Source organism: Paenibacillus amylolyticus, from assembly GCF_036894225.1.
Classification (GTDB): domain Bacteria; phylum Bacillota; class Bacilli; order Paenibacillales; family Paenibacillaceae; genus Paenibacillus; species Paenibacillus amylolyticus.
Window position 1 is genome coordinate 2107188 of the sequence record NZ_CP145892.1, and the last position, 24847, is coordinate 2132034.

Here is a 24847-nt window from a genome sequence, read left to right on the forward strand (position 1 = left end):
TCCACCGGAAACGTCATATGTTAGGGTATACCTGATGAAGAGGAGGCAATCACATGAGCGAAGTAGGATATGGCTGTGGTGGCAATGTAGGCGGAGTAGGCGGCGTTGGTGGATACAATATGTTCACAAACACTGGTGCAATCTTGGTACTGTTCATTCTGTTGGTTATCATCACAAAAGCATTCTGTGTCTAATCCAACATGATTGAATCGGAATAGACAAAAGGGAAGCCGATTACGGCTTCCCTTTTGTCATACGCCAACCTATAAGTTGGTTATTTCAGTTACTATGGGGTTCTTCGTATACATGCTGTGTACAATGAATAGTTACTGTACATAAATCTCAACGATAGCAATATCTCTTTCTTTCGCTAAATCGATAAAGGCCGTAGAGGTCTGAACGAGTGGTCGGAAATAATCCGCAGGATTATTCATGACAATGAGTCCCGTCTGACCCGTGGTGAGCAGAACCCTTTTACCGATAAAATTAGGCAGCATGTGCTTGATCAGTTCCTGTGTTGCTTCAGCATTTAACTGACCAAAGCTGAGGCTGTACAGCTCACACAGAACAGAGATCAGTTCCTGTTTGGTCTGGTATACCCGATTCGTCGTCATGGCGCTGTAAACGTCTGCTACAGCAGTTATACGGGCATATGGGTGGATCTCGTCTCCTCGCAGTCCATGAGGATAACCACTTCCATCCTCGCGCTCATGATGTTGAAGTGCAACCATTGCCAGAATTTCATCCTGCGTGGATTCTTTAATGATATCGTACCCATAGAATGTGTGTTTCTTCATTTCGTCAAATTCTTCCGTGGTCAATTTACCAGGTTTATGTAAAATCTCAGAAGGAATCTTGGACTTGCCGATATCATGAAGATATCCTGCTTTGGCTACAGTTAGACATTCCTCGGGGTTGTAACCCATCCAGCCGGCGATATAAAAAGCGAGCATTCCGACTTGCAATGAATGGTTGTACGTATAATCGCTATCCCCGTCCAGCATAAGCAACAAGGAGACAACATCTTTTTGTTTTTCCAACTGTTCTGTTAGGGTAAACAAAATCTCATCGACCTGTGTCTCATCAATAAAACCCTTCTCCATCGCTTGTTGAAATAGAGATTCAGTACCTTTGATCGTATCGTTAAACAAATTAGTTAACAGACGGGTTTGATCGGAAGGTAAGGTTTGTGCATCAGAGTGTAGGTCGGATGGTGTGTGTTCTACATCTGCGTACTCGATTCCATGTTGCAACAGTTTGGATAGGTCATCTTCACTGAGGGTGGAACCTTTCATCAGCATGTGGAGACCCGAACTGTTGTATACATCATTTTGTAACAGGTCACCCGGTTTAAGATCAGTAACATGCACTCTCACGTATAAACCACCTTTTCTCGACTAATATCGACACATATAATTATAATAACAAGAAAAAAATGGGTTGACAACGACTTATTTACTATTAACCCACTCTGTCTAAAAAGGTGTAAAGGCTCATTGTTTAGTTCTCCATGGGGTTCCATGGTCCTAATTGATGCCCCTTCCATTCAGATCCATCTTCCCAAATTTCCTTTTTCCAGATCGGAACGGTCTGTTTCAGTCTCTCTATGGCGTAACGGCTTGCATCATAACAGTCGTTGCGATGAGGCGAGGAAACAGCAATGACTACACTAATCTCTGCCACATCTACTTTGCCGATTCGGTGACTGATTGCACATAACACACCAGGCCAGCGATCGGAGATTTCCACACCAATGGCTGCCATCTGAGAAAGAGCCATCGGCACATAGGCCTCGTATTCAAGATGAACGGTGCGCTGTTCACCGGTCATTTCACGAGTTGTACCTACAAAAGTAAGAGCTGCCCCGTGATTCGGGGTAATCACTAGCGCCGTTGTTGCTTCCACGGACAAAGTGGATTCTGTAATTAGAAATAAGCCATCTTCAGTCCGATGCTCTGGAACGGTAGAGCGAAGTTGTTCATCGGATATATCCGTACCATCGCCTCCAGAGACGGGAGGGATCAACGCAAGTTCATCTTCTGAGCTAAGTATAGTATCGGCAGGAGCGTACTGCTGGTTAACTGCCAAAAAGGATGTCCTTATCTGAGAAGCTGCCTCTGGGTAGGCCAGACTCAGTTTTTCTTTTAAATCGGCAGCGGTTGGAATATCTCCAATGTACTCAAACTCCAGAAGGGATGTATTTAAACGTTCTGCAATGCCTGCAAATAGTTGAATTGTCAATTTCATAGATATGACTCACCTCTTTTTGATCTCTAAACCCTATAAATATATCATAACGACGCGGAAAATGTTATGCTTATCCATTAGAAGAATGAACGTTTATTGAAGAGCAGGGGAGGCGGTGTGATGAGCACCAGGGAGAAGCAAACGTTAACGATTCTGCACACCAACGACATTCATAGCCACTTCGGCTCCATGAGCACCATCGCCGCTATGATCAATGAGGAACGTGACCAAGGTGGCAACTTCCTTGTATTAGATATCGGCGATCATATGGACCGGATGGCCGTTGAAACAGAGGGAACACTGGGTACGGCTAATGTTGATGTTATTAACCTGACGGGCTACGATGCCATTACAATCGGTAACAACGAAGGACTAACCTTTACGCCAGATCAGCTCTCGCAGTCCTACGCTGGACTTCTGTGTCCTGTGGTATGCAGCAATGTTGTGGAGCAAGATACTGGACTTGCGCCAGTGTGGATGAAACCTTCTCTGATTGTGGAGAAAGGTCCATTTCGCGTTGGTCTGCTGGGGGCAACGGCCCCTTTTACCACGTTTTACGAATTGCTCGGGTGGGATGTTCTGGACCCTGTGGAGTCATTAAGAGCTCAAGTGGAAGCATTACGTGATGAAGTAGATGTTGTGGTTATTCTTTCTCATCTGGGGCTTTCGACAGATCGGAGACTGGCGGAGCAGATTACGGGAATTGATGTTATTCTCGGTGGACATACCCATCATGTTCTCGAAGAACCCTTAGTCATTGGTCAGACCGTGCTGGGTGCAGCTGGAAAATTTGGCCAATGGCTTGGGAAAGTGGTTCTGGAACGAACAAGTGTGGGAGAACCTCTCCAACTGGTAAGTAGCGGTTGTATGGCTGCCAAGAGTATATTACTGGATGATCAGGTCGCGCTGGCAATCGCTACGAATCGTACGGAGGCTGAAAGGACACTCAATCAGACGGCAGTGATAACGGATCGGGTGCTGCCCATCACGTACGACCGGGAATCCCCGTTTGCTACCTTGCTTGCACAAGCTGTTCGTCATTTCACGGGGGCACAGCTGTCTCTGGTGAATGCAGGTCAGCTTCTCGGAGATCTTCCACAAGGTAATATTACAAAAGGAATGTTGCATTCCCTATGTCCATCTCCTATAAATGCTTGTACAATATGCTTGAGTGGAAGTCATATTCGTGAAGCACTTGAGCAGTCCTTGTTGGACGAGTTTTCAGGTAAGCCCATTGTGGGATTTGGTTTTCGTGGTTATATTCTAGGCACGTTATGTATGGACGGAATGGAAGTTCAATACAATCCAGATGCGCCAGCCTATCAGAAGATCCAGACCATATCCATCAATGGAGAGCCTATGGACGAACAATGTGAGTATATCGTTGGAACACTGGACATGTTTACGTTCAATGTGGGGTATCCTCCTCTTGCTCATGGAACCCGTACGCTCTATCATCTTCCGGAATTCATACGCGATTTGCTGGAAACGGAAATAAAACGACCAGGGGCTCTGGACGACAGCCTGCGAGCCCGCTGGCATCAAAGCTAAATTTAAAGTGCTCGCCTTCTGCTGAAGCGGCGGCTAGTGGTAATTACATCTACGGAGCGGGAGAGGATAGGCTGTGCGTTTAGTACATATAAACTTATTGCAGCCTGGCATGAAGCTGGGGAAACGTATTTATAGTGAAGAAGGCCTTGTATTACTTAGTGAGGATGTAGAGCTAACCAGTCGATTGATTGGACGCCTTAAGGATCTCGGAGTCGGTTATGTGTATATTAAAGATGCTGCGACAGAGGACATCATTGTTCCTGAAATGTTGCAGGAAGAGACCCGAAGGAAGGCACTGGTAGAGATCAAGCAGCAATTTCAGAGCATGTCGGGAATGAAAACGAAGAATCGGATTCCTCATTTCGGTAAAGCGCTTAGTGGTGTGATGAATGCGATTCTGGAAGACATCGGCAGTCAGAAGGAAGCCATGATTATGCTGATGGACATGAACTCCAGTGATTTTGACCTGTATAATCATTCGCTGAATGTATGTGTGTATACACTGGTTCTTGGTGTCGCTTCGGGTTACACACGCCAGCAATTAATGGAGATTGGTCTGGGTGCCTTATTGCATGATATTGGCAAGACACAGATTGCACCAGAAATTCTGCATAAGCCTTCCAGATTAAGTGACGAGGAATTTAAAATCATTCAGCAGCACACTACATATGGACATCGTATTCTCAAAGACGAACCAGGTATACCGCTTCTATCTGCACATTGTGCATTGCAGCACCATGAGCGAATTGATGGCAGCGGATATCCCTTTGGGCTGAAGGATAAAGAGATTCATGAGTATGCCAAGTGGATTGCGCTTGCTGATTCGTATGATGCCATGACAACGAATCGAGTCTACAAGCAAGCCTTGCTGCCACATCAGGCCGTAGAGGTGCTGTATACGGGCTCAGGAACACTTTATGAACAACGAATGCTGGAGAGATTCAGGGATTGTGTAGCGATCTACCCCGTGGGTCTATCGGTCACGCTCAGTACGGGAGAGGTTGGGGTGGTCGCAGCGATTCATCCACGTGTTCCTCAACGTCCACTTATCCGGGTGCTCAAGGATGCCGACGGCCAGACCTTATCTTCGCCCTACGAAATTAACCTGTCTACAGCACTGTCTGTTATGATCACAGGTGTAGAGGGTCTGGAGGATACACCTTCATCTGCCCAAAGGGAACGGTTGGAAAGCTGAACAAGCTTAGAAATGATTAGCGCTCATGTCGTAATATCGGGGCCGTTTCGTGATTCGGCCCGGAGTTACCTGAGTGTTTTTTGTCATGTAATGGACAGGGTCTACGTATGCCGGAGCATTCAAAATTGTGCTATGATAAAAGATAACTCCAAAAAGAGAAACACAAGTATGATGTAAATAAAACTTTTTAGGTTAATAAAAGGAATAAGGTGAAGAACAATGACCATGCTAAACTCAGGATCGGTACAACCGATGCCTTTATCTCCGACGAATGATCCGTGGGATCCGATTGGCTCTCTGCGTACATATGGACGCCATGTGTTGACCAGTGTAGAAATGACTGTGACACATCTGTGCAACATGCGGTGTGAGCACTGTGCCGTAGGAGATATGCTTACGATGCGTGAAGCGCCGGCTCTTCCATTACCGCTGATGCTGAAACGATTGGATGAAGTGGAGCATCTGCAGACGATTAGTCTGACGGGTGGCGAGCCAAGCTTTAGCCAGAAAACAGTGGATGAGATGATTATCCCACTGCTCAAATATGCCAAGGAACGTGGAATCCGTTCTCAGATCAATTCCAACTTAACGCTGGATATCAGCCGATATGAGCAACTTTTGCCGTATCTGGACGTTATGCATATCTCATTCAACTACCTGAATGCTGACGATTTCCATCAAGTCGGATTTGCGAATAGTGGCAGACCTGTGAAACGTGAAGTCGCGGTGAAGATGTATGAGAAAATGATTGAAAATTCCCGCAAATTAAGTGAAGCAGGCATGTTTATCTCTGCCGAGTCCATGATTAACTTCCGTACACACGACAAGCTGGATGGTATTCATCAATTGATTCGTGAGATGGGCTGTGTTCGTCACGAAGTGCATCCAATGTATAATTCGAACTTTGCTTCGTCGTTGCCCGTGTTATCACTGGACCATATGAGAGCAGCGATACATCGTTTGCTTGATGCACGTGACAAAGATATGTGGATGCTCTTTGGTACTCTTCCATTCTTCGCGTGCAGTGCTGCAGAGCAGGATCGAGAACTGATCAATCGACTATACAGCGAACCAAATGTGACGGTGCGTAATGATCCGGACGGACGCAACCGCGTTAACGTGAACATGTTTACGGGCAATGTATATGTGACGGATTTTGCGGACATCCCGGCGTTTGGCAACATTCGTGATCGTAAACTGGATGATGTGTTCCATGAATGGTCAGCTGAACATCCGTTGAATCAAACGGTCAATTGCCATTGCGATATCGCATCCTGTTGCGGACCAAACCTGCTGGTGGCAGATATGTATTACAAGGGTGTGGATTTCAAATCGAGAAAGGCAATCACACGTTGATATTCCAGGTGTATTCCTGAAATAGATAGAAAAGGGGAGTTTCAACTTGGATATTCATACCGAATTTCATCTTGGGCAGCTGGTATTTAATCTGGTCTGTGTCTTTTTGCTCGTATTTTTGAATGGCGTATTTGTCGCAGCGGAATTTTCGCTTGTGAAAGTAAGGCAGACACGCTTAACTCAATTGCAGAGTGAAGGAAATCGTATGGCGGGTTATGCACTGAAGGTGAATAGTAAACTGGATTCCTATCTATCGGCAACTCAGTTCGGGATTACGCTGACATCGCTTGGACTCGGGTGGCTGGGAGAACCGGCCATCTCCGAATTGCTCGTTGAGCCACTCATGTTTAAACTTGGTGTAGGAGATACAGGGCTTATTTCGACCGTGTCGGTCATTATCGGTTTTTGTATCATTACGTTTCTGCATATTGTGCTGGGTGAGCTTGCACCTAAATCGTTGGCAATTCAAAAAACAGACGGAGTGGCATTGTTTTTATCTGCGCCCTTGCTGTTGTTCTACAAAATCTTCTTCCCGTTCATCTGGGTACTGAATGTATCGGCCAATGCATTGCTGCGTCTGGCGGGTATCGAACCTGCCAGTGAAGGCGAAGCTCACTCGGAAGATGAACTTCGTATTTTGATGAAGCAGAGTGCCAAAAGTGGTGTCATCGATAAAGATGAGATCAAACTGATGGACAACATCTTTGATTTCTCCGATATGTTGGCACGTGAAGTGATGCTGCCACGCACAGACATGGATTGTCTGTACACACATATGTCTTTGGAAGAGAACCTGGAGATCATTAATGCAACCAAACATTCCCGTTATCCCGTAGCAGTAGAAGACAAGGATGAGATCATTGGATTTATACACATCACCGATCTGTTGCTGGCTAAACCGGAGCAACAACATGATCTGGCTTCACTTGTCCGTCCAATCTTAAACGTTCCTGAATCGATGGAAATCAGCCATGTGCTGCGTCTCATGCAGAAGAAACATTCACAGATGACGCTGGTTGTGGATGAATATGGCGGCACAGCTGGATTGCTGACCGCGGAAGAAATTCTGGAAGAGATCGTTGGAGACTTGTATGACGAGTTTGAGGATGAGCGTCCGCATATGGAACGGAGTGGAGATTCATTTTCCGTTGATGGTCGTTCGCTTATTGAAGAAGTTCATAAGTGGACTGGAGCCATCATTGAGGATGAAGAAGTGGATACAATCGGCGGATGGTTGTTTAAAGAGCTTGGGGGCAATCCAACTAAGGGGAAAACGCAGGAGCTGAATGGGTACGTTTTTGAAGTGGAAGAATCGACTCGTTTGCGAATTACCCGTGTTCGAGTGTACAAGCAATCTGTCCCTCAAGACATGAATGCGGAAGAAAAACCAGCAGAATAGAACTCGTTGCAGGAGTAAGATAAGACGAGTAAAAGTATGAAATGATGCAGATTACGAAGATCTGCCAGGATGTAAGACCTTTGGACGTTACCTGAAAGGGGAACGAACCGAAGGTCTTTTTTTATTTTAGAGAAAATTTGGAGAAATTCTGCACATAGTTGAAACGAATTTCGGATTAACTTCGGGGACAGCGTCATATGGATATAGAGACGGGAAGCGGGAAAGAACTCAGTGTTATTCAATATGCACCAACGATGTAATAAGGAGGCGTTGTTTTGTGAAAGATCCGCAGCTTCGTGCTTACGCCCCTTTTGTGGGGCCGTTTGATCCTTGTCCGCCGGTAGCGATTCGGACGTATCTGGTACCTCCGCAGTTATTTATTCCATTTCAGCCCATGGGCTGGCCGCAGTACAGCCCGGCGGAAGCGTTGAGATTGGGAACCTTATGGCCTGCATTATACAGCCCTTATACACCAGCTAGATCGAAGGGAAGGAAGGTGCAAGTGGATGGAACCTGAAGTGCCGAAACCCTGTGACGCTAAATACTACGAATTGCTTGAAGAACTTCAGGCGCTGGATTTCGTGTTGGTGGAACTGAATCTGTACCTGGACACCCATCCGGGAGACTTCCAAAGCATTGAGCAGTACAACAAGTTCAGCCAGGAGCGAATGAGGGTAGCCCATGAATTTCAGCAGTTGTACGGACCGTTGATGAACTTTGGGCATGCTTTCTCCAAGTATCCTTGGGAATGGTCTCAGACACCCTGGCCATGGCAAGTGTGACACATCAGCCTCAGGCTTCCTTGCAGGACTTTAGGGACAGGAAGCCCGAGGGTTAGAAGAAGGGCTGTATTTTAATAACGTAGAGGGAGGCGTCTTACATGTGGGTGTATGAGAAAAAACTGCAATATCCCGTAAGGGTTAGTAAATGTGATCCTCGTATGGCGAAATTGCTGATGGAACAATATGGCGGTGCCGATGGAGAGTTGGCCGCTGCCCTTCGATATCTGAATCAGCGTTATACGATTCCAGACAAGATTATCGGTCTGCTGACGGATATTGCTACAGAGGAATTTTCTCATCTGGAGATGATTGCCACCATGATCTACAAGTTGACCAAGGACGCGTCGGTGGATCAATTGGAAGAAGCGGGACTTGGGCCGAACTATGCTCAACGCGATTCTGCCTTGTTTTATACCAATTCCTCCGGTGTACCCTTTACAGCTGCCTACATTGCTGCGAAGGGTGATCCAATTGCGGATCTGTACGAGGACATTGCAGCAGAAGAGAAAGCCCGGGCTACATATCAATGGTTGATCGACCTGACCGATGACGTGGATCTGCAGGATAGTCTGAAGTTTCTGCGGGAACGGGAGATTGTGCATTCTCTAAGATTCCGCGAAGCCGTGGAGATTCTGAAAGACGATCGGGATACGAAGAAAATTTTCTGAATATTTGATATCGAGGCAGAAGTTCAGCAGTCCAGTAGGGCTGCTTTTTTGTATGAAAAGATAGTATTACTAAATAATTCATTTTAAAATAAAATTACATATAATTATATAATTTACAAATATTGTTGTTAAATGTACTCGCATACTATACAATGAAATTGTAGTTAAAAACTCTATTTAGGAGATGATCATTTTGAGACTTAGTAAAGTTCTTATGTTGACTGCATGTTCCTTTATTCTGACCACTTCCATTTCAAGTGGAGGCGTGTCTGCGGCAAAAGTTCAACCGAATACCAGTACAAATGTATCAGACGTAGTATCTCCTATGCTTGAAAGTAAATTTTTTTCTGTAGTGCATTATTACCCTGTAGGTTTTGGAGTACCGAAATATCTTACGGACTATATTACGCCAGATGGCTATGTAGGAACCTTGGTGTTGGTTAGTTATCATACTGTGGATGGAATTGTTGCTGCAAGATACGAAGGGACCGTTTACAGATAATCAGAAATGGTAGATTAAACCTTCTAGTATTTAAATTCTTATAACAACGCATTTATAATAGAATTGAAAGTAGCAGTTCCAAGATAAAATAATTTGGACTGCTACTTTTCATTTTTAAATCATATTTATTGTGTAATAATATGTAAGTGGTGCTTTTCACAATTATAGATGTTTAATCTCCAATGATAGGGGAGAAAAAGGAAAAAATAAAACCATCCCCGGTATACTACTGGGATGGTTTTATTGGATTTTGAAGTGTATACCTAATATTCAACTACCATGGCAACATTTTGCCACCCGGCTCCAACGGTCCAGAACAGAACTTTGTCACCACGCTGAATCTGACCGGTTGTAACCGCTCGATGTAATGCGATAAATGGACTGCTGGTTGAGGTGTATCCGAACTCATCTCCGATATAGACGGCAATATCATCACCAATGCCGACGTTCGCGGATACAGCCCGAATGTTACTAATGGATAGCTGGGAGAAGCAGGCGGCTCTGATCTCGTCTGGTCCAATCTCGTTACGTATCAGCAAGGTACGAATGGACTCTGAAGCAGCATCCACACAGATGGAATCATCAAATGGGATGAATTTCACATGAAAAGCACCCGCATCTACACCCGTTTTGCCCAGCTTTGCCAAGCCTTGTGCAGGAAAAAGAGAATTACCATACACACAGGTATCCGTCTGATAGATTGAATCTATGAAACCGACAGCATGTTCATCCCGCTCTACAATAACCGCCGCTGCTGCATCACCGAAATTGGCGAAGTACACAGGATCATCGGGACTGGCGTGAGGAGCTACGTAATCCGAGCCGATGATTAATGCCCGGCGAATTCGAGGATTGCCCAGCATCTGCCGGCTAACCTGTTCGAAAGCAGCGGTCATGCCTGCACAGTTCGCGTTACTGTCAATACAGATCGTGTGAGAAGCTCCGTTAATCAGGCGATGGATCATCAGGGAATTCGTAGGAAAGATGTATTCTGGCGTTTGGCTTGCATAAGCAATCAGATCAATATCTGCACCGGTGAGTCCGGTTTTCTCCAGTAGGTTACTGGCTGCCTCATAGGCCATGCTTAGTGAATTTTCGTCATCGTTGTCAATTTTATAACGTGTATCACGACCAAGTGCCTGTAACAATCCACGAATATCTACACCTCTTGCGTCAAAATGTTCAATATAAAAATCATTGTGCACCTTGGTTGCTGGATGATAGATATCGATATCTACAATACGAATTCCGGCCATCTTCATTCTCCTCTTGAGCGGAAGGGTGAATTCACAGCTTGTCCGCCTGGTTTATTAAGTGGTAACGGTAGATATGATTTCGAGATTGTCCAGACCGACTGATCGGCCGAGCCGGGACAATTGCATTTTTAGAATCGCGTTGTTCTCGAGGGTCAACACGACTTTTTTATATTCATCTTTTTTGAACAATTGAAGGCAGCCTTCCAGAAGAGGAACAATCTCCGGAGCAGTAACATTCAACTTTTTGCAATCGATGTTCAGGTCATACTCCTTGGTGTTAATAGAAGCGATCGTATCCTGATAGGCCGAGATGGAACGCAAACCGTCTTCTTGAGAGAAAGAACCCTCCAGTTCAATGTTTAACACCTTGTTTGGAACGTCAGACTTCAGAATGAAATTTCCCATGTTTGATCTCTCTCCTTTAAATGAGTTAAGGCTATCCTGTTAGTGGATACACAGCCCCATAGGGCCTCTGCTGAAAGCTTCTAAGATGAGAGCTGGTTCGAAGGATAATTTAACCATATTATAAAGGTAGGAATGTAAAAAGATCAATAAAAAAGTCGAATCATGTATAAAAATGTAGAAAAGTGAATTACTGTATTTCGTCCAAAGTGGCAAGCAAAATATTAAATGCACTTATAATGCGTGGGGCACCCACACATGGCGCCAGATGTAGCAATATTCCCTTGAGTTGATCTACCGTCACTCCCACGCTCAGAGCCATCGTGTAATGTACCCCCAATTGTTCATACTGTCCTTGGGTGATCAACGAAGAGATGATAGCAACTTCTTTCCATTGATCCGTAATCGTGGTGCGCTGAAAGATATCCCCGTACGCCGTCCCCATAATAAATTCCGACAATTCGGGAAAATGTTCTTTGATGGGTGCGAGAGCTCTTGCGCCGTACTCACCAGATAGTTTCGCGAAACGGTCTAGTCCCTGAGCTACATGTTCACTCATGATATGCTCCTCCTAATTCAAATTTACGGTGCGGTGAGCTGTGGGTGGAATTTCATCTCGATCGGTCAGAAGCTCAATAACAGTTACCTGATTCAACGTCTGGGCTGTGTTCAGCGCAGATGAGAATTCAGCAAGAGTTTCTGCTCGAAACGCAACCGCACCGAGAGATTCGGCAAATTTGGCAGCATCCATAGGAACTTCATATAATGTGCCATCAATTCTGCCTGTTGTTTTTTCCATTCCTTTGAGTGCCATGTCCAGTTGTTTGTTGTTAACGACAATGAAAATGACGTTCAGATTGTTGCATACCGCGGTATTGATCTCCGTCCCCAGCATCATGAAACATCCATCCCCGGTGATACATATAACGGTCTCTTCAGGTGAAGCTGCCTTTGCACCTATCGCCATACCAATGGCGTTCCCCATGCAGGCAAAGTAAGCGTCAAACACAAAGCTGCCTGGTTTCTTGACTTTATATCGCTGAACTGCATGAAATCCATGGCTGCCATCATCAACAAACAGCTTATGATCGTACGGAAGCAGATCGCTCATTCCATCTAGCACAGAAGCCAGAGACAGTTGGGGGATATCTGGTAAAGGGACAGTGTAATCCATGGGTGCCGTGGTTCTCACAGGAGTAGGGAGGTCTTCTAATGTGCCCAGCCAATATTGCAGGTTGTCCTTCAAATCACCGGTGATATGTAAGGTTTGAGCGCTCAGAATCTTGCCTACAAATGTAGGATCAGCGTCAAATTGAATGAGGTGTGCCGGGTGATGTTCAGGCTTCAGATTGCAGAGGGTCATGTCACTTAGACGTGAACCGAGTACGATATAAAGGTCACTTTGGTTCAACATGTCGTCTGCATGCGGGAAACCTCCAACACCACAAGGTCCATGGTACAAGGGATGGTCCCACGCAATCGCTCCTTTTCCACCAGGAGTAGTAATGACGGGAATGTTGAACGATTCGGCCAATTGAAGCAATTCATCATGGGCTCTGGCGCGACTTACACCTTTACCAGCAATAATTAAAGGGCGGTTGGATTGTTGAATGAGAGGAAAAATGCGATTCAGATTAGATACGCTAAGCAGAGGTTCCGGTTCGGGAATGACAATCCGGCATTGGGATAACAATTCGGTCTGTACGTCAAAAGGAATACAGAGGTGAACAGGGCCTTTATTAGGGCCGAGTGCAATGGAAAGGGCATGATTCAGCAGTGTGCCGAAGTGATCTCCACGCTCAACCAGTTTGCTGAATAGCGTAGCAGGCCTGAACATTTCGGCCAGATCAGCCAGATAAGAAGTAGAATCCTGACACTGGGGGAGCCCCAGTTCCTGAATGGATTGATGACCCGTAATAAACAGTACAGGCAGATTGTTGGCCTTTGCATGAGCTGCTGCAGTAAGCAGATTGGTTCCGCCTGGGCCGGATGTGGCAAAGGCAACGCCGAGTTTACCTGTCTGTAATGCATAACCGGATGCGGCAAAACCTGAGCTGGATTCATGACGGCCTGGAATGAACTCTAATCCGTAATCCACCATTTTCAGTACAGCAGGACAGATGGATTTACCAATAATACCAAAGACATGAGTAACGCCTAGATTACGCAGAGTTTCTGCCAAATAGTCCGCAACTGTTCTCATGCGGGACACCTCGCTTCATGAAATAGGTTATTAGAACCATACGCATATTCCATTTATTGAATGCAAGTTACTGTCTAAGGTTGTAATAGGAAATATTCATTGTTATTAGGAAGAGTATCTTTTTTTGTGGTTTTTTGTCAACCTGTTTTTGTGAGTCTAAATTCCTGATTCTTAAGTTGGTAACGCTTTAAGTATTGCTGGATAAAGTAAAAATAATTGGTTATATATCCCTGCAACAAATTACCCAATCACAACGAAGTTACAAATAATGTAAAAAAATGACTGTAAATGATGAATTTCAGCCTCTAATAGCGACTTGAAAGCTAGAGGTTTATTTTTTTTCGTATCAATGCATCGCATTCGCAATTCTTTGCTTTCTGCTATACTGGAAAGGAATTGGGAGGGGATGGAATGACAGTCATCAAGATGGCTCTGATTGGGCTGGGTAAAATGGGATTACATATGGTTCATCTAATCGAGAATACCAAGATGGACACGGAGATTGAGATTGTAGCGGTGTGTGATGCGAATGAGGACGGTTTGTCGTCTTTTGCAGCTTCTCATCGGGGAGTTAGGACGTATACGGATTACAAGCAATTGATGAATGAACATCAGATTGATCTGTTGTATATTGCAGTTCCGCCGAAATTTCATTATCCGGTTGTCATGGAAGCACTGGAGCGCAAAATTCATGTGTTCTGTGAGAAACCGCTTGCCAATAGTGTAGAAGAAGCCAAAAAGATGCTGGAGGCAGCAGAGCAGGCGGGCGTTGTTCATGCCATCCACTTCTCTATGCCGCATGAACCTTCCGTGCTGAAGTTGCAAGAGATGATTGAGCAGGGTAATGTGGGGGCCATTCGCAAAATAGATCTCATTTTGCAATTCCCGCAGTGGCCACGATCATGGCAACAGAATGCATGGATTACGAGTCGGGAACAGGGTGGATTTATTCTTGAAGTGGGGATTCACTGGATTCATATGATTCAAAAGGTGTTTGGTGCCATCCGGGTTGTTAGCACTCAGGTTCAATATCCTGAGAATGGTGACTGTGAACTAGAAGTACAGGCTGCAATGGAACTGGAAGACGGAACCCAAATTCAGCTAAACGGCATCTCTCAATTTGCGGGGGAAGAACGTGTATCCATGGTGGTGTACGGTACAGAAGGCACGATTGCTCTGGAAAATTGGGAAGATTTGAAGACGGGTCTGGTGGGGCAGCCACTTTCTCCAGTGGAAGTGCTTGAATCCGCCAGTGAATTGCCGGTGCTTAAACATGTCATTGCCCGTATACAGGGTAAACCAGCTAAGATATATGATTTTAACGATGGGTATCAGGCGCAATTGATACTTGAAGCGCTACGGAACACGGAACAATCGAGATAAGAAAAGGAGTGCTTAGGTTTTTTCATATGAGGTGCCCGGTGTACCTTTTCCTGATTCAGCTCTCCTTAACACAAAGAAGCATCGCAGAGGCTCGGGTGAGTCTGTCTGCGATGCTTCTTTCCTTTGATATATGTTCATGATACAGCTATTTAGATACTCGATCAGTATGTTGATTCAGTTCAAGCCAGCTTGAATCGCTTAACCAGCTGATCAAGTGCATCGGACATTTCATTCAACTGCTTGGACGTGTCAGACATTTCCTGCAGAGAAGCAAGTTGTTCCTCCGTCATCGCAGATACTTCTTCTGTGGCTGATGCCGTATCTTCCACAACAGCCGATACTTCATTAATGGACTTCATCACAGCCTCACTACCGGAAGTTAACTCCTCGACAACAGCAGATACCTCCAGAACTTCACCACTGAGATTATGAATATGCTGAGTAATGGTTGAAAAAGCATTACCTGCATCCTCAATGGTCCGCAACCCTTCATTCACATGTAGCGTGCTCTCATCAACCACCTGCACCGTACTTTGAACACCTGCTACCACGGTTTCCAATATACTTGTAATCTCTTTCGCTGATGTTGCACTTTGGTCTGCAAGATTACGGATTTCCGCGGCAACGACAGCGAAGCCACGTCCATTATCCCCAGCGCGGGCAGCTTCAATTCCGGCGTTAAGTGCAAGCAGATTGGTTTGTCTTGCAATACCCGACATTGAATCTGCAATGTTGATCACTTGATCAGACATCTTCGAAATTTCATTAATGGCTTCCTGTACAGAGAGGAAGGATTGCTCAATGGAACTCATTTTACCTACAGCATTATCAATGCGCTGTTGCCCATCCACAGCAATGGATTCGGTACGAACTGCACGGCCTGCCACATCACTTGCCGAGGAGGCGACACGATTAAGCCCGTTGAGGGATTGCTGCATCGCAGCTACCATGGTTTGCGTAAGAGCAACCTGTTCATCAGCGCCTTCAGCGACACGTTCCATGGCAGTGGCAACTTCTTTTCCTGCAAGATGGCTATCAGCAACCCCTTTATCCAATCGATCCGAAGCTGTGCTCAGAATCATGGCATTGCTCTGAACGTCCAGCATCATTTGCTGCAAACCAGTGAGCATTGTATTGGCTGCCTCCGCGAGTTCACGGGTTTCGTCTTTCATTGGCGTAGCGATTCTCAGTGTCAGGTCACCATTGGAAGAACCGATGTCATTTAATGCCTGCTTTACGGTACGAATGTTTCTAACAATGGCACGTGACAGGACCAAAGCAGTGATGAACGAGATAAGTGCCACAACGATAAGTGCCCCATACAGTTCCAAGTTCAGTAGTGTGTTTTTTTGCTTCAGCGCTTCTGTACGGTTATCGGTTAACGTATGCTCGTTGGTTCGAAACGTATCGAGAGCAGTCCGAATCTGGTCCATGTCTCTTTTACCTGGATCATCTGCAAAAAAATCCCGAATGGCCTGTGTATTATTGGCTTGGCGAAGGGCGACCATAGGTTCACCAGCGACCTGGACCCAGTTCTCCATATTAGTATGTATGTCTTCCAAAAGTGCAAGTTGAGCCGGATTATCCGAAATTAAAGCAGCAAGTTCATCTCTGAGTGTAATAAGTTGCTCTTTTCCTTGGGTGTAGGGATCGAGATAATTGTCCTGACCCGTGATGATGTAACCGCGTTGACCTGTTTCCATATCTACCATGTTTCTTTCGAGTTCATAGGTGAGGGCGTGTACCCTCATATCGTGATCGACCAGAAAATCCAGTTCCCGTTGGAGCTGACTTGTGCTGTTCTGAATCAGCAGGATGCAACCAGTCAGTACAGCCAGTACGAGTAAATATCCTAATCCGATCTTATAAAAAATCTTAAAGGTCTTTCGCTTTTTCATGTTTGTTATTCCTCTCTATGGGGTATATGTAGTTGTCGAAAAAAACGGAAATGTGATAATTGTAGGTCTTTAGATTAGGTGTCTAAAGAACTATTTTTTAGTATTATACGTAAAGGAACTTCTTTTGTATATAGTTTGTTTAACTACAATATAACGTTTGGTTGATGTTGTATAAGGTTGGGGTTGATGATGTTTTACAATCGTTGGTTTACACGTTCAAACGTTATGTTTATCATGGGAAGGGAACGATTCCAATTACATATACAATATCCCAATCCGAAAGGAACATTGGACATGAATAAAGAGAAGGTATTGCTCAAACCGGAAGCGATGATTTTTGACATGGATGGTACGCTGTTCCAGACAGAGACCCTGTTGTTGCCAGCTTACCAGCAACTATTTGATACATTGCGTGCCGAAGGGCACTTTGAAGGAGAAACTCCACCCGAGGAACGGATGCTGGGAAGTTTGGGCATGTTGCTCGAAGATATATGGAAAGTGGTTATGCCTGAGGCGTCGGAAGCGGCACATCGCCGTGCAGACGAACTGTTGCTTCAACTGGAGATTGAGGGGCTTGATCAAGGAAGTTCTCAATTGTATCCTGGGGTGAAAGAAACACTGCAATCATTAAAACAACAAGGAGTGCGTCTTTTTGTCGCAAGTAACGGGCTGGAGGACTATGTGAAGGGTGTGGCGTTTGCACACGAGATTATGCCTTTCTTTGAAGGGGTATACAGTGCAGGCCAGTACAAGACTCCTTCCAAGATTAATCTGGTGCAGATCCTGCTTGAGAAACATCGTATTCAGGACGCATGGATGGTAGGGGATCGCTCTTCTGATGTGGAAGCGGGTAAAATGAACGGTCAGGCAGTCATCGGCTGTGCCTATGCCGGGTTCGGTCGTGATGAGGAGCTTGCAGGTTCAGATGTGCTCATCTCTGATTTTACAGAACTGCTACGTCTGTATGATGAAGCAGAGTAGCCTCTACGCTGTATACGTATCCTGAGATTTAAGATTACGAACCACATGATATGAACCTGTAGACTCAACGGAAATTCGTTGAATACAGGTTTTTTTGTATGATCATGCAGTCACATTCTCCCCTGTAGAAAGTTGATTTCCCTATCCCGCTTTCCTCCATATTCCCTCTATACTTCATTCAAAAGCTATAGGGGGTCCGATTCTGGTGAAACCATCCAAAATACATGCCTATATGTTCATCTTTCCAAGTCTTTTTTTAACTGTTGTATTCGGGATTTATCCGCTGTTATGGGCGCTGCGTTACATGTTCTATGATTATCAAGGCATCGGGACGCCTGTCTTCATCGGACTTGATAATTTTGGACGCATTTTGCGTGACGGCCAATTCTGGGATTCTGTAGGCAATACGGGTGTGTATGCCCTGGGCAAACTCGTCGTTACAATTCCACTATCGTTAACTCTGGCGATTATTCTGAATCGCAAATGGAGAGGGCGATCCCTCTTTAGGGCGATCTATTATCTTCCCACTATTTTTAGCGCTTCGGTCATGGCGATTGTATTTTTTATTATTTTCAACTCCTATAACGGAATATTGAACCAATTACTGCTTAAGTATCATGTGATCTCCGAACCGATCGGCTGGCTGGGAGCTGAACATGCCATGTTAACAACCATCATCATTGCCATCTGGGGGGCTGTGGGCAACTATATGTTGTTGTTCATTGCGGGTCTTCAGAGCATTCCTGAAGAGCTATATGAGGCGGCATCGCTGGATGGAGCAAGTGAGTTTCAGAAACTGCGGAATGTAACGATTCCGTTGCTGGGTCCTGTCTTGCAGATGATCATCATGCTGGCAATTACCACGGCGCTGAAAGGTTACGAGAGTATTATGGTGCTGACCGAAGGGGGGCCGTATGGCAAAACAGAGGTGATGTATCTGTATTTGTTCAAACTGTTGTTTCCCGTGTCGGCTGACACACAATCACTCCAGCAGCTCGGTTATGGCAGTGCAGTTGGTTTCACAACGGCTCTCATCGTAGGGGCTGTGACGCTCATTTATTTCCGTATATCCAAAAAGCTCAATGATGTCTATTAATCCCTATCAGGAGGAAACGATGATGACTCAAAACGTACTTGCGCCCTCAGGGTCTCTCCAACTCATTCGCTGGACCAAACGAACGGTACTTTGGTTGTTTTTGATCGCAATCGCTCTGCTGTCGCTGTTCCCCATCATACTTGTATTGCTCGGTTCCTTCAAAACAAACCAGGAATTGACCGGAGGAGCTACCATCTGGCCGAAGATTTGGCAGTTCTCCAACTATGCTCAGGCTTGGAAAACCGCCAATTTTTCGGGTTTTACCATTAACAGCGTGTTTGTTAGCATCAGTACAACAGTTGGCACACTGCTGGTAGCTTCGATGTCAGCCTACGCTGTGGATCGAGTGAATTTCAAAGGGAAAAAGGGGTACACCCTGCTCATGGCATCTACTCTGTTTATTTCCATAGGCGCGGTTGTGCTGCGTCCGCAATTTGACCTCATGGTCAAGCTGGGGCTGAATACCACGTTGTGGGGCGTTATTATTATATTGATCAGCGCACACGCTGCCACATACTTTATTCTGATTGGTTTCTTCAAGAGCATCCCGCGCGAACTGGATGAAGCGGCGATGATTGATGGCTGTAATTTCTTCACCACCTACTGGCGAATTATTCTTCCGCTCCTGCGGCCTGGACTCGCCGTTGCAGGTCTGGGTGTATTCCAGAGTTCATGGAATGAATATATTCTTCCTTTTGTGTTCACCATGAGCAATCCGGACTTGCAGACTTTGCCGGTTGGGTTGGCTAATCTGCGATATGGCATCGGAGCTGCTGCTGAGGTCCAACTGATGATGGCCGGAGCCTGTCTGTCCATTTTGCCGCTGCTCATCGTTTATATTTTTGCCAACAAATCATTCATGCAGGTGACCTTGGGAGCTGTGAAAGGATAGGCGTGAGCACAATCATGGAAACGGTTTTACGGGTTATTCCACTGTGCTATACTCATTTTAATTCACAGCGGATGGGCCAAGCCGTGTTCAAGGAGCGAGCGCCGATGATATTCAACTTTTATAAAATGTCCCTGAAAAAAAGAATACAGCTGCTGTACATTTTTCTCGTTGTCTTGTGCATCAGTGTGACCGGGATATGCTCTTATCTCTTTGCTGCACGAAGCATTGAGCAGAATGCACTTGAACTGAAACAAAGCATTCTGAACAAATCAGTGCAGGTTATGGATGAACATCTGAGGCACATTGTTGTATCCTCTTTTTCTTTTATGCTCAATGAAACGTTCACCCAGGTCATGAAGGACGTGGGAAAAAATAACACATCTCATTATTATCAGAATCTCTCGCTGCTGCAAACATCGTTTGCTCAATTGAAGCTCGTAGAGCCACTGATTGATACCGCATATCTGACAACACCCATCGGTGATTTTTTCTCGACCAAAGATTTTCCGAATCACAATAACTCATTCAACAAGGAATACGGACGCTACGTGAAGCTGCAAGGCTGGAATACGATGTGGTTTGGTTCACATCAGAGTGAATTGTTCCAATCCCAAGGAAATGTGTTATCTCTGTTGCTCAAACCTATTGTGATCGATAATCATACCTATTCGAATGTATATATGGTCGTCAATATGAAGGAAGAGGCGATGCGAGACATTCTCACGCAGGATCTCATGAATAACCAGATTCAACTGTTTTTGCTGCACAAAAACGGAAATGAAGTCATTCGGCCCAGGTCCCGAAATTACGATTTCATTATGGAGCCTGACTTTACCCAACAGTTTAGCCGTGGCGATGCTGGGGATTTTACCTACAGGAACGCTCAGGGGGAGGACATGCTTGTTAACTATTCGGCATTGTCGATGAACGAGGATTGGGTCATGGTAAGTGTACAGTCCAAGGCTGACTTGTTGTCCCCCCTCCAAAAGATACGCTGGCTGATCATCCTGATCATGTTGTTTTGCATTTTGCTCGCACTCGGGTTGTCCAAGCTGCTGGCCTCCGCTCTGTTGAAGCCACTGAACAAACTGCGACGCTTGATGGTTGAGGTGGAGTCCAATGATCTGGATGTACGGTTTCGCAGCAAGTATGACGATGAAGTCAGCGCTGTAGGGCATCGTTTCAATCGGATGTTGGACCAGATTCAGATTCTGTTTGGAGAAGTACGGACAACGGAGCAAGACAAACGGCGGTTTGAAGTCAAGGCGCTTCAGGCGCAGGTTGATCCTCATTTCCTCTACAATACGCTTAATACGATGTTCTGGAAAAGTGAGAGCGGAGAGAAGAAGGATGTAAGTGAGATGATCGTCTCCTTATCCTTGTTATTCCGTCTGGGCCTGAATGATGGGAAAGACATCACCAGTGTGGAGCAGGAGATCAAACATGTCGAACAATACATGCAGCTTCAGCAAAAATGTTACGAGGATCTGTTCGTTTATCGGATTGAAGTGGGGGACCCGTCTTGTTACGCTGTTGATATTTTAAAAATATTGCTCCAGCCCTTGGTCGAGAATTCCATCCTGCATGGATTCAATGACAAAGAAGATTTGGGTGTTATCCTGATCCGCATTGATCGTCAGGGTGACACACTACGGCTGGAGGTGGCTGACAATGGATGTGGTATGGATGTAGCCAGCATCTATGCTGAGGATGTTCCTGACGGGGGACGCAAAGGTTATGCCCTATCCAATCTCCATGGCAGATTAAGCCTGCACTATGGGGATGTGGCCTCAATTGTATTTCATAGCAGTACAGATGTGGGAACAACGGTTGTTATCACGATTCCGATCACCTGAGGAGGGGCAGTATGGGCCAATTGACGATGTGTGTTATGGATGATATCCAGGCAGTTGTAAAGGGCATATCTTCGACTATTCCGTGGGAAGATCATCAGGTTCGGATTGTAGGCACGGCGGGCAATGGAGAGCGCGGTTGGTCCTTGTTGCTGGAGCAGCAACCCGACATCGTGATTAGTGATATCAGGATGCCCAAGCTGAGCGGGCTGGAGCTAATGAAGCGGGCATTGGATGCCGGACTGCGAGCCAAATTTATTTTCATCAGTGGTTATTCGGATTTCCAATATGCACAGGAGGCCATTAAGCTTGGTGCATCCGATTATTTACTCAAACCGTTTACCCCTGAAGAAATACTCGGTGCGGTGTTGAAGGTAAGACAGGTAATTACGGAAGAGCAGGCACAGTGCAAGCAGTTGGAACAGTTGGAGCAGAAGGTGGAGAGCAGCAGCCAGTATGAGCGTCACAGCTATCTACTGGGCTTGTTGCGTCATGAAATCGGGGGTTTCCTGAATGAAAGTCGCTGGAACGAACTGCATATTGATCTCGATTCCTCCAATCTTCTCGTCATGGTTATCGAGGTGGATGGTTATACGCGATATGGATACACGATGCATCTGGATGCCGAAATCGTTCCTTTTGCGGTTCAAAATATTGTTGGAGAAACCATAAACCGCTATACCAAAGGCGTTGTTTTACGGGAAAACCGATACCGGCTCGCAGCCATATTGAACACACCAAGCCAGATCGACGTCTCCGAGCTACTGGAGCAATGCCGCCAAAATGTGGAGCGATTCAGCAAAAAAACAGTCTCGATTGGTGTCGGTACGATTGCACGCAGACCACAGGAAATCTGGACGTCCTACGCACATGCAGATCAGGCGATTTCCTATCGCTTTTACAGTGAAGGCAATTGCATTCTCCAGTATGCTGAACTGGAGAATCAGGCATGTGTGGCTCCGATATATCCTCTGGAGAAGGAGAAAGAGCTTTTTTATGCCCTGAAATGTGGTAATGAGAGCACCTGTCACCGCATCATTGATGAAATTCTCGAAGAATGGCAGGTCTCCGAAGGTTTTCCCGAGCCACTCACGATGATTCGTTTACTGTCTGGACTGGCTTTTGCCATCTACCGTGCCTTTTGTGATGAGATTACAGCAGAGGAACGCTTGCGTCTGGAGGCCGACCTGACAGTGCTTGAGGCGATGCGTTCCTTGACGTTTGAGGGCTGGAGGGGATATATCAAACATTTTAGCAGTATGGGTTGCGAGATTATGGACAAAAAACGACTCACTGATGTCAAACAGGCGATTAGCAAAGCGCAGGAATATATCAGTCTGAATCTTGCAGAAAATCTCACGCTGCATGCCTGTGCCCAATCCGTGCATTTAAGTCCGAGTTACTTTGCCAATGCCTTCAAAAAGGAAACGGGCATAACGCCGATTCAATATATTACTAAGATGAGGATGGAAAAAGCCAAAGAGTTGCTGGTTGCAGGTGTACAGGTGCAAGAGATCTGCCAGAGGCTGGGTTATGAGGACAGGCCTTATTTCAGCGGTTTGTTCAAGAAATATTGCGGCATGACGCCAACCTGCTTCAGGCAAATGTATGAGAATTGAAACCGATACGGATCGTCATTTTTCCCACCATGCAAAGTCAGAATGTCCCTCACCTCCATGAAAGCGTAGCGATTATCATTACGTTAACGGATAACCAAACGGGTTGTCCAGACAAGCATAAGGGGGCATATCAATGGTTAAAAAGTGGATGGTGACTACGCTAAGTGCATTGCTGGCGCTAAGTTTAGCAGGTTGTTCTGCTGACAGTGGTACTTCGGCAAATAGCGAATCGGGGACCAGCGGGGAGAATGCCGGAGGGAAAACCAAAATCATATATTGGACACCGGACCGCCATGATGCTGATTTTATGAAATCCAAGATCGATGAGTTCAACCGGACGAACAAGGACAACATTGAAGTGGAGATGACCGTGATGGGGGACAACTATCCACAGGCGGTCGATATTGCTTTTGCCAGCAAGCAGGCACCCGATGTGCTGCAAGTTAATGATTTTCAGACGTATTATCAGAAGGGGTATCTCGCCCCGATCGATGGATACATGAGTGATGAGATGAAGGCCGTATTTAAAGACAGCTTGATTGAAAATAAAAACACGATTGATGGAAAAATATATTCCCTCCCCAATACAGGGCAGGTCTGGCGGCTTGTGTATAACAAAGATATTTTCAAAAAGGCAGGGATCGAGAGTCCGCCAAAAACGTTGGCTGAGATGGTTGCGGATGCCAAAAAAATTACCGAAGTTGGTAAAAGTGAAGGCATCTATGGCTTTGCCAGCCCATTCAAGAGCAGCAGCGGCTTCTGGAGAGCAGCCAATACGATTGCAGGTGCAAGCAATAATGTGGGTATTGATGGTTACAACTACAAGACTGGTCAATTTGATTTTGGGATGTACAAGGATATCGCAATGGCGCTTCGTCAGATGAATCAGGATGGCAGCATGCTGCCAGGGGTTGAAAGTCTGGACATCGATCCACTCAGAGCCCAGTTTGCTCAAGGCAAAATCGGAATGTACATTAACCACTCCGGTGAACCAGGTGTATATAAAGATCAGTTTCCTACAAAAGAAAATTGGGCAGCCGCTCCTGTACCAACTAATGATGGAACGATCAAGGGCGCTTCACAAGTCATCGGGGGCTCCTACATCGGCATCAATGCAGATTCTGCCAACAAGGAAGCGGCATGGAAGTTTATGGAGTATGTGTACAGCACAGATCTTCAGAGTGAGTATTACGAAAAAGGATACGGAATCTCACTGATTCCTGCTGTACTAAGCTCTGACAAAAAACCAAGCATTCCGGGCATTGAAGGTTTCCTGCCCAAACGATATGATGCCATTTTCCCGGCAAATCCAAGTGTGGTGACCGAGAGTTCACTGGAAGGCACCAAATGGGGTGAGGCTTTTTCAATCTTTGTATTCACGGGTGGCGATCTCGATGCTGTGATCAAGGATCTGGATACAAGGTATAATGCAGCTCTGGAGAAAACCAAAGCGGCAGGGCTGACCAACATAACTGCTGATCCTTCGTTTGATTCTTCCAAACTTCAGGGTAAATTGTCCACAGAAGACTAATAAACGTTCATAGCGGCCGTGGTTTAACTACTT

Annotated in this window: 23 protein-coding genes; 16 read left to right on the forward strand and 7 right to left on the reverse strand. The window is 45.6% G+C overall.

The genetic code is table 11. The annotated features are described in order from the left end of the window. Nucleotides 1-53: 53 nt before the first annotated feature. Complete coding sequence (locus V6668_RS09605; RefSeq protein WP_017689533.1) at nt 54-194, forward strand: hypothetical protein; 141 nt, start codon at nt 54-56, stop codon at nt 192-194. Nucleotides 195-326: 132 nt separating this feature from the next. On the opposite strand, the gene V6668_RS09610 is transcribed toward V6668_RS09605, so the two are convergent. Next, a complete protein-coding gene (locus tag V6668_RS09610) occupies nt 327-1376 on the reverse strand; it encodes an HD-GYP domain-containing protein (protein ID WP_036609925.1) in 1050 nt (349 codons plus the stop codon). 124 nt (nt 1377-1500) lie between these two features. After that, nucleotides 1501-2247, reverse strand: coding sequence for a molybdenum cofactor biosynthesis protein (locus V6668_RS09615; RefSeq protein WP_036609923.1), 747 nt, complete (start codon nt 2245-2247; stop codon nt 1501-1503). 120 nt (nt 2248-2367) lie between these two features. On the opposite strand from V6668_RS09615, the gene V6668_RS09620 reads away from it, so the two are divergent. The 8 genes from V6668_RS09620 to V6668_RS09655 all read left to right on the forward strand — a co-directional run bounded on the left by V6668_RS09620 (nt 2368) and on the right by V6668_RS09655 (nt 9700). Continuing rightward, entirely contained in the window at nt 2368-3798 is a 1431-nt protein-coding gene (locus V6668_RS09620) for a bifunctional metallophosphatase/5'-nucleotidase (protein ID WP_338708273.1), read from the forward strand. 73 nt (nt 3799-3871) lie between these two features. Continuing rightward, entirely contained in the window at nt 3872-4993 is a 1122-nt protein-coding gene (locus V6668_RS09625; RefSeq protein ID WP_338708275.1) for an HD-GYP domain-containing protein, read from the forward strand. 219 nt (nt 4994-5212) lie between these two features. Further along, entirely contained in the window at nt 5213-6349 is a 1137-nt protein-coding gene (gene yfkAB, locus V6668_RS09630) for a radical SAM/CxCxxxxC motif protein YfkAB (protein WP_155985059.1), read from the forward strand. A 46-nt stretch (nt 6350-6395) separates the two neighbouring features. Beyond that, on the forward strand, nt 6396-7748 hold the full coding sequence (locus V6668_RS09635) for a hemolysin family protein (RefSeq protein WP_338708276.1): 1353 nt from the start codon (nt 6396-6398) through the stop codon (nt 7746-7748). 277 nt (nt 7749-8025) lie between these two features. After that, nucleotides 8026-8265 carry a spore coat associated protein CotJA gene (locus V6668_RS09640; RefSeq protein WP_338708277.1) on the forward strand — a complete coding sequence of 80 codons (240 nt, stop codon included), beginning with the start codon at nt 8026-8028 and terminating at the stop codon, nt 8263-8265. Then, a complete protein-coding gene (locus V6668_RS09645) occupies nt 8255-8530 on the forward strand; it encodes a spore coat protein CotJB (RefSeq protein ID WP_036609910.1) in 276 nt (91 codons plus the stop codon). The genes V6668_RS09640 and V6668_RS09645 overlap by 11 nt, the downstream gene beginning before the upstream one ends. Before the next feature lie 98 nt (nt 8531-8628). Next, the gene (locus tag V6668_RS09650) at nt 8629-9198 is read left to right on the forward strand and encodes a manganese catalase family protein (RefSeq protein ID WP_101313332.1); all 570 of its coding nucleotides are present in this window, start codon (nt 8629-8631) and stop codon (nt 9196-9198) included. A 193-nt stretch (nt 9199-9391) separates the two neighbouring features. Then, nucleotides 9392-9700 (forward strand): hypothetical protein, encoded by a 309-nt coding sequence (locus V6668_RS09655; protein WP_076327012.1) that lies wholly within the window; start codon nt 9392-9394, stop codon nt 9698-9700. Nucleotides 9701-9963: 263 nt separating this feature from the next. Here the strand turns inward: V6668_RS09655 and V6668_RS09660 are convergent, their stop codons facing one another. From V6668_RS09660 to V6668_RS09675, 4 genes are all read right to left on the reverse strand, one after another. Continuing rightward, nucleotides 9964-10956 (reverse strand): 3-oxoacyl-[acyl-carrier-protein] synthase III C-terminal domain-containing protein, encoded by a 993-nt coding sequence (locus V6668_RS09660; RefSeq protein ID WP_076252338.1) that lies wholly within the window; start codon nt 10954-10956, stop codon nt 9964-9966. 54 nt (nt 10957-11010) lie between these two features. Continuing rightward, nucleotides 11011-11361 carry a hypothetical protein gene (locus V6668_RS09665; protein WP_338708278.1) on the reverse strand — a complete coding sequence of 117 codons (351 nt, stop codon included), beginning with the start codon at nt 11359-11361 and terminating at the stop codon, nt 11011-11013. A gap of 187 nt (nt 11362-11548) precedes the next feature. Then, entirely contained in the window at nt 11549-11917 is a 369-nt protein-coding gene (locus tag V6668_RS09670; RefSeq protein ID WP_017689521.1) for a carboxymuconolactone decarboxylase family protein, read from the reverse strand. 12 nt (nt 11918-11929) lie between these two features. Continuing rightward, nucleotides 11930-13561, reverse strand: coding sequence for a thiamine pyrophosphate-binding protein (locus V6668_RS09675; RefSeq protein ID WP_338708279.1), 1632 nt, complete (start codon nt 13559-13561; stop codon nt 11930-11932). A gap of 411 nt (nt 13562-13972) precedes the next feature. Between V6668_RS09675 and V6668_RS09680 the strand changes: the two genes are divergently transcribed. Then, a complete protein-coding gene (locus V6668_RS09680; protein ID WP_338708280.1) occupies nt 13973-14944 on the forward strand; it encodes a Gfo/Idh/MocA family oxidoreductase in 972 nt (323 codons plus the stop codon). 179 nt (nt 14945-15123) lie between these two features. Here the strand turns inward: V6668_RS09680 and V6668_RS09685 are convergent, their stop codons facing one another. Next, nucleotides 15124-16842 carry a methyl-accepting chemotaxis protein gene (locus V6668_RS09685; protein WP_338708281.1) on the reverse strand — a complete coding sequence of 573 codons (1719 nt, stop codon included), beginning with the start codon at nt 16840-16842 and terminating at the stop codon, nt 15124-15126. A 294-nt stretch (nt 16843-17136) separates the two neighbouring features. On the opposite strand from V6668_RS09685, the gene V6668_RS09690 reads away from it, so the two are divergent. The 6 genes from V6668_RS09690 (at nt 17137) to V6668_RS09715 (ending at nt 24814) form a co-directional block, all read left to right on the forward strand. Beyond that, a complete protein-coding gene (locus V6668_RS09690; RefSeq protein WP_076252725.1) occupies nt 17137-17823 on the forward strand; it encodes an HAD family hydrolase in 687 nt (228 codons plus the stop codon). Between the two features lie 205 nt (nt 17824-18028). Next, nucleotides 18029-18919, forward strand: a complete 891-nt coding sequence (locus tag V6668_RS09695) for a carbohydrate ABC transporter permease (protein WP_017689516.1) — start codon at nt 18029-18031, stop codon at nt 18917-18919. 22 nt (nt 18920-18941) lie between these two features. Further along, nucleotides 18942-19811, forward strand: coding sequence for a carbohydrate ABC transporter permease (locus V6668_RS09700; RefSeq protein ID WP_338708921.1), 870 nt, complete (start codon nt 18942-18944; stop codon nt 19809-19811). Between the two features lie 104 nt (nt 19812-19915). Beyond that, a complete protein-coding gene (locus V6668_RS09705; RefSeq protein WP_338708282.1) occupies nt 19916-21667 on the forward strand; it encodes a sensor histidine kinase in 1752 nt (583 codons plus the stop codon). A gap of 11 nt (nt 21668-21678) precedes the next feature. Then, the gene (locus tag V6668_RS09710) at nt 21679-23283 is read left to right on the forward strand and encodes a helix-turn-helix domain-containing protein (RefSeq protein WP_338708283.1); all 1605 of its coding nucleotides are present in this window, start codon (nt 21679-21681) and stop codon (nt 23281-23283) included. Between the two features lie 133 nt (nt 23284-23416). Then, nucleotides 23417-24814: a sugar ABC transporter substrate-binding protein gene (locus V6668_RS09715; protein WP_338708284.1), complete on the forward strand. Its 1398-nt coding sequence runs from the start codon at nt 23417-23419 to the stop codon at nt 24812-24814. Nucleotides 24815-24847 lie beyond the last annotated feature (33 nt).

Coding starts and splice junctions, on each gene's coding strand:
- V6668_RS09605 (WP_017689533.1), top strand. CDS start 54: ATGAGCGAAGTAGGATATGGCTGTGGTGGCAATGTAGGCGGAGTAGGC.
- V6668_RS09615 (WP_036609923.1), bottom strand. CDS start 2,247: ATGAAATTGACAATTCAACTATTTGCAGGCATTGCAGAACGTTTAAAT.
- V6668_RS09620 (WP_338708273.1), top strand. CDS start 2,368: ATGAGCACCAGGGAGAAGCAAACGTTAACGATTCTGCACACCAACGAC.
- yfkAB (WP_155985059.1), top strand. CDS start 5,213: ATGACCATGCTAAACTCAGGATCGGTACAACCGATGCCTTTATCTCCG.
- V6668_RS09645 (WP_036609910.1), top strand. CDS start 8,255: ATGGAACCTGAAGTGCCGAAACCCTGTGACGCTAAATACTACGAATTG.
- V6668_RS09650 (WP_101313332.1), top strand. CDS start 8,629: ATGTGGGTGTATGAGAAAAAACTGCAATATCCCGTAAGGGTTAGTAAA.
- V6668_RS09660 (WP_076252338.1), bottom strand. CDS start 10,956: ATGGCCGGAATTCGTATTGTAGATATCGATATCTATCATCCAGCAACC.
- V6668_RS09665 (WP_338708278.1), bottom strand. CDS start 11,361: ATGGGAAATTTCATTCTGAAGTCTGACGTTCCAAACAAGGTGTTAAAC.
- V6668_RS09670 (WP_017689521.1), bottom strand. CDS start 11,917: ATGAGTGAACATGTAGCTCAGGGACTAGACCGTTTCGCGAAACTATCT.
- V6668_RS09675 (WP_338708279.1), bottom strand. CDS start 13,561: ATGAGAACAGTTGCGGACTATTTGGCAGAAACTCTGCGTAATCTAGGC.
- V6668_RS09680 (WP_338708280.1), top strand. CDS start 13,973: ATGACAGTCATCAAGATGGCTCTGATTGGGCTGGGTAAAATGGGATTA.
- V6668_RS09685 (WP_338708281.1), bottom strand. CDS start 16,842: ATGAAAAAGCGAAAGACCTTTAAGATTTTTTATAAGATCGGATTAGGA.
- V6668_RS09690 (WP_076252725.1), top strand. CDS start 17,137: ATGAATAAAGAGAAGGTATTGCTCAAACCGGAAGCGATGATTTTTGAC.
- V6668_RS09700 (WP_338708921.1), top strand. CDS start 18,942: ATGACTCAAAACGTACTTGCGCCCTCAGGGTCTCTCCAACTCATTCGC.
- V6668_RS09705 (WP_338708282.1), top strand. CDS start 19,916: ATGATATTCAACTTTTATAAAATGTCCCTGAAAAAAAGAATACAGCTG.
- V6668_RS09710 (WP_338708283.1), top strand. CDS start 21,679: ATGGGCCAATTGACGATGTGTGTTATGGATGATATCCAGGCAGTTGTA.
- V6668_RS09715 (WP_338708284.1), top strand. CDS start 23,417: ATGGTTAAAAAGTGGATGGTGACTACGCTAAGTGCATTGCTGGCGCTA.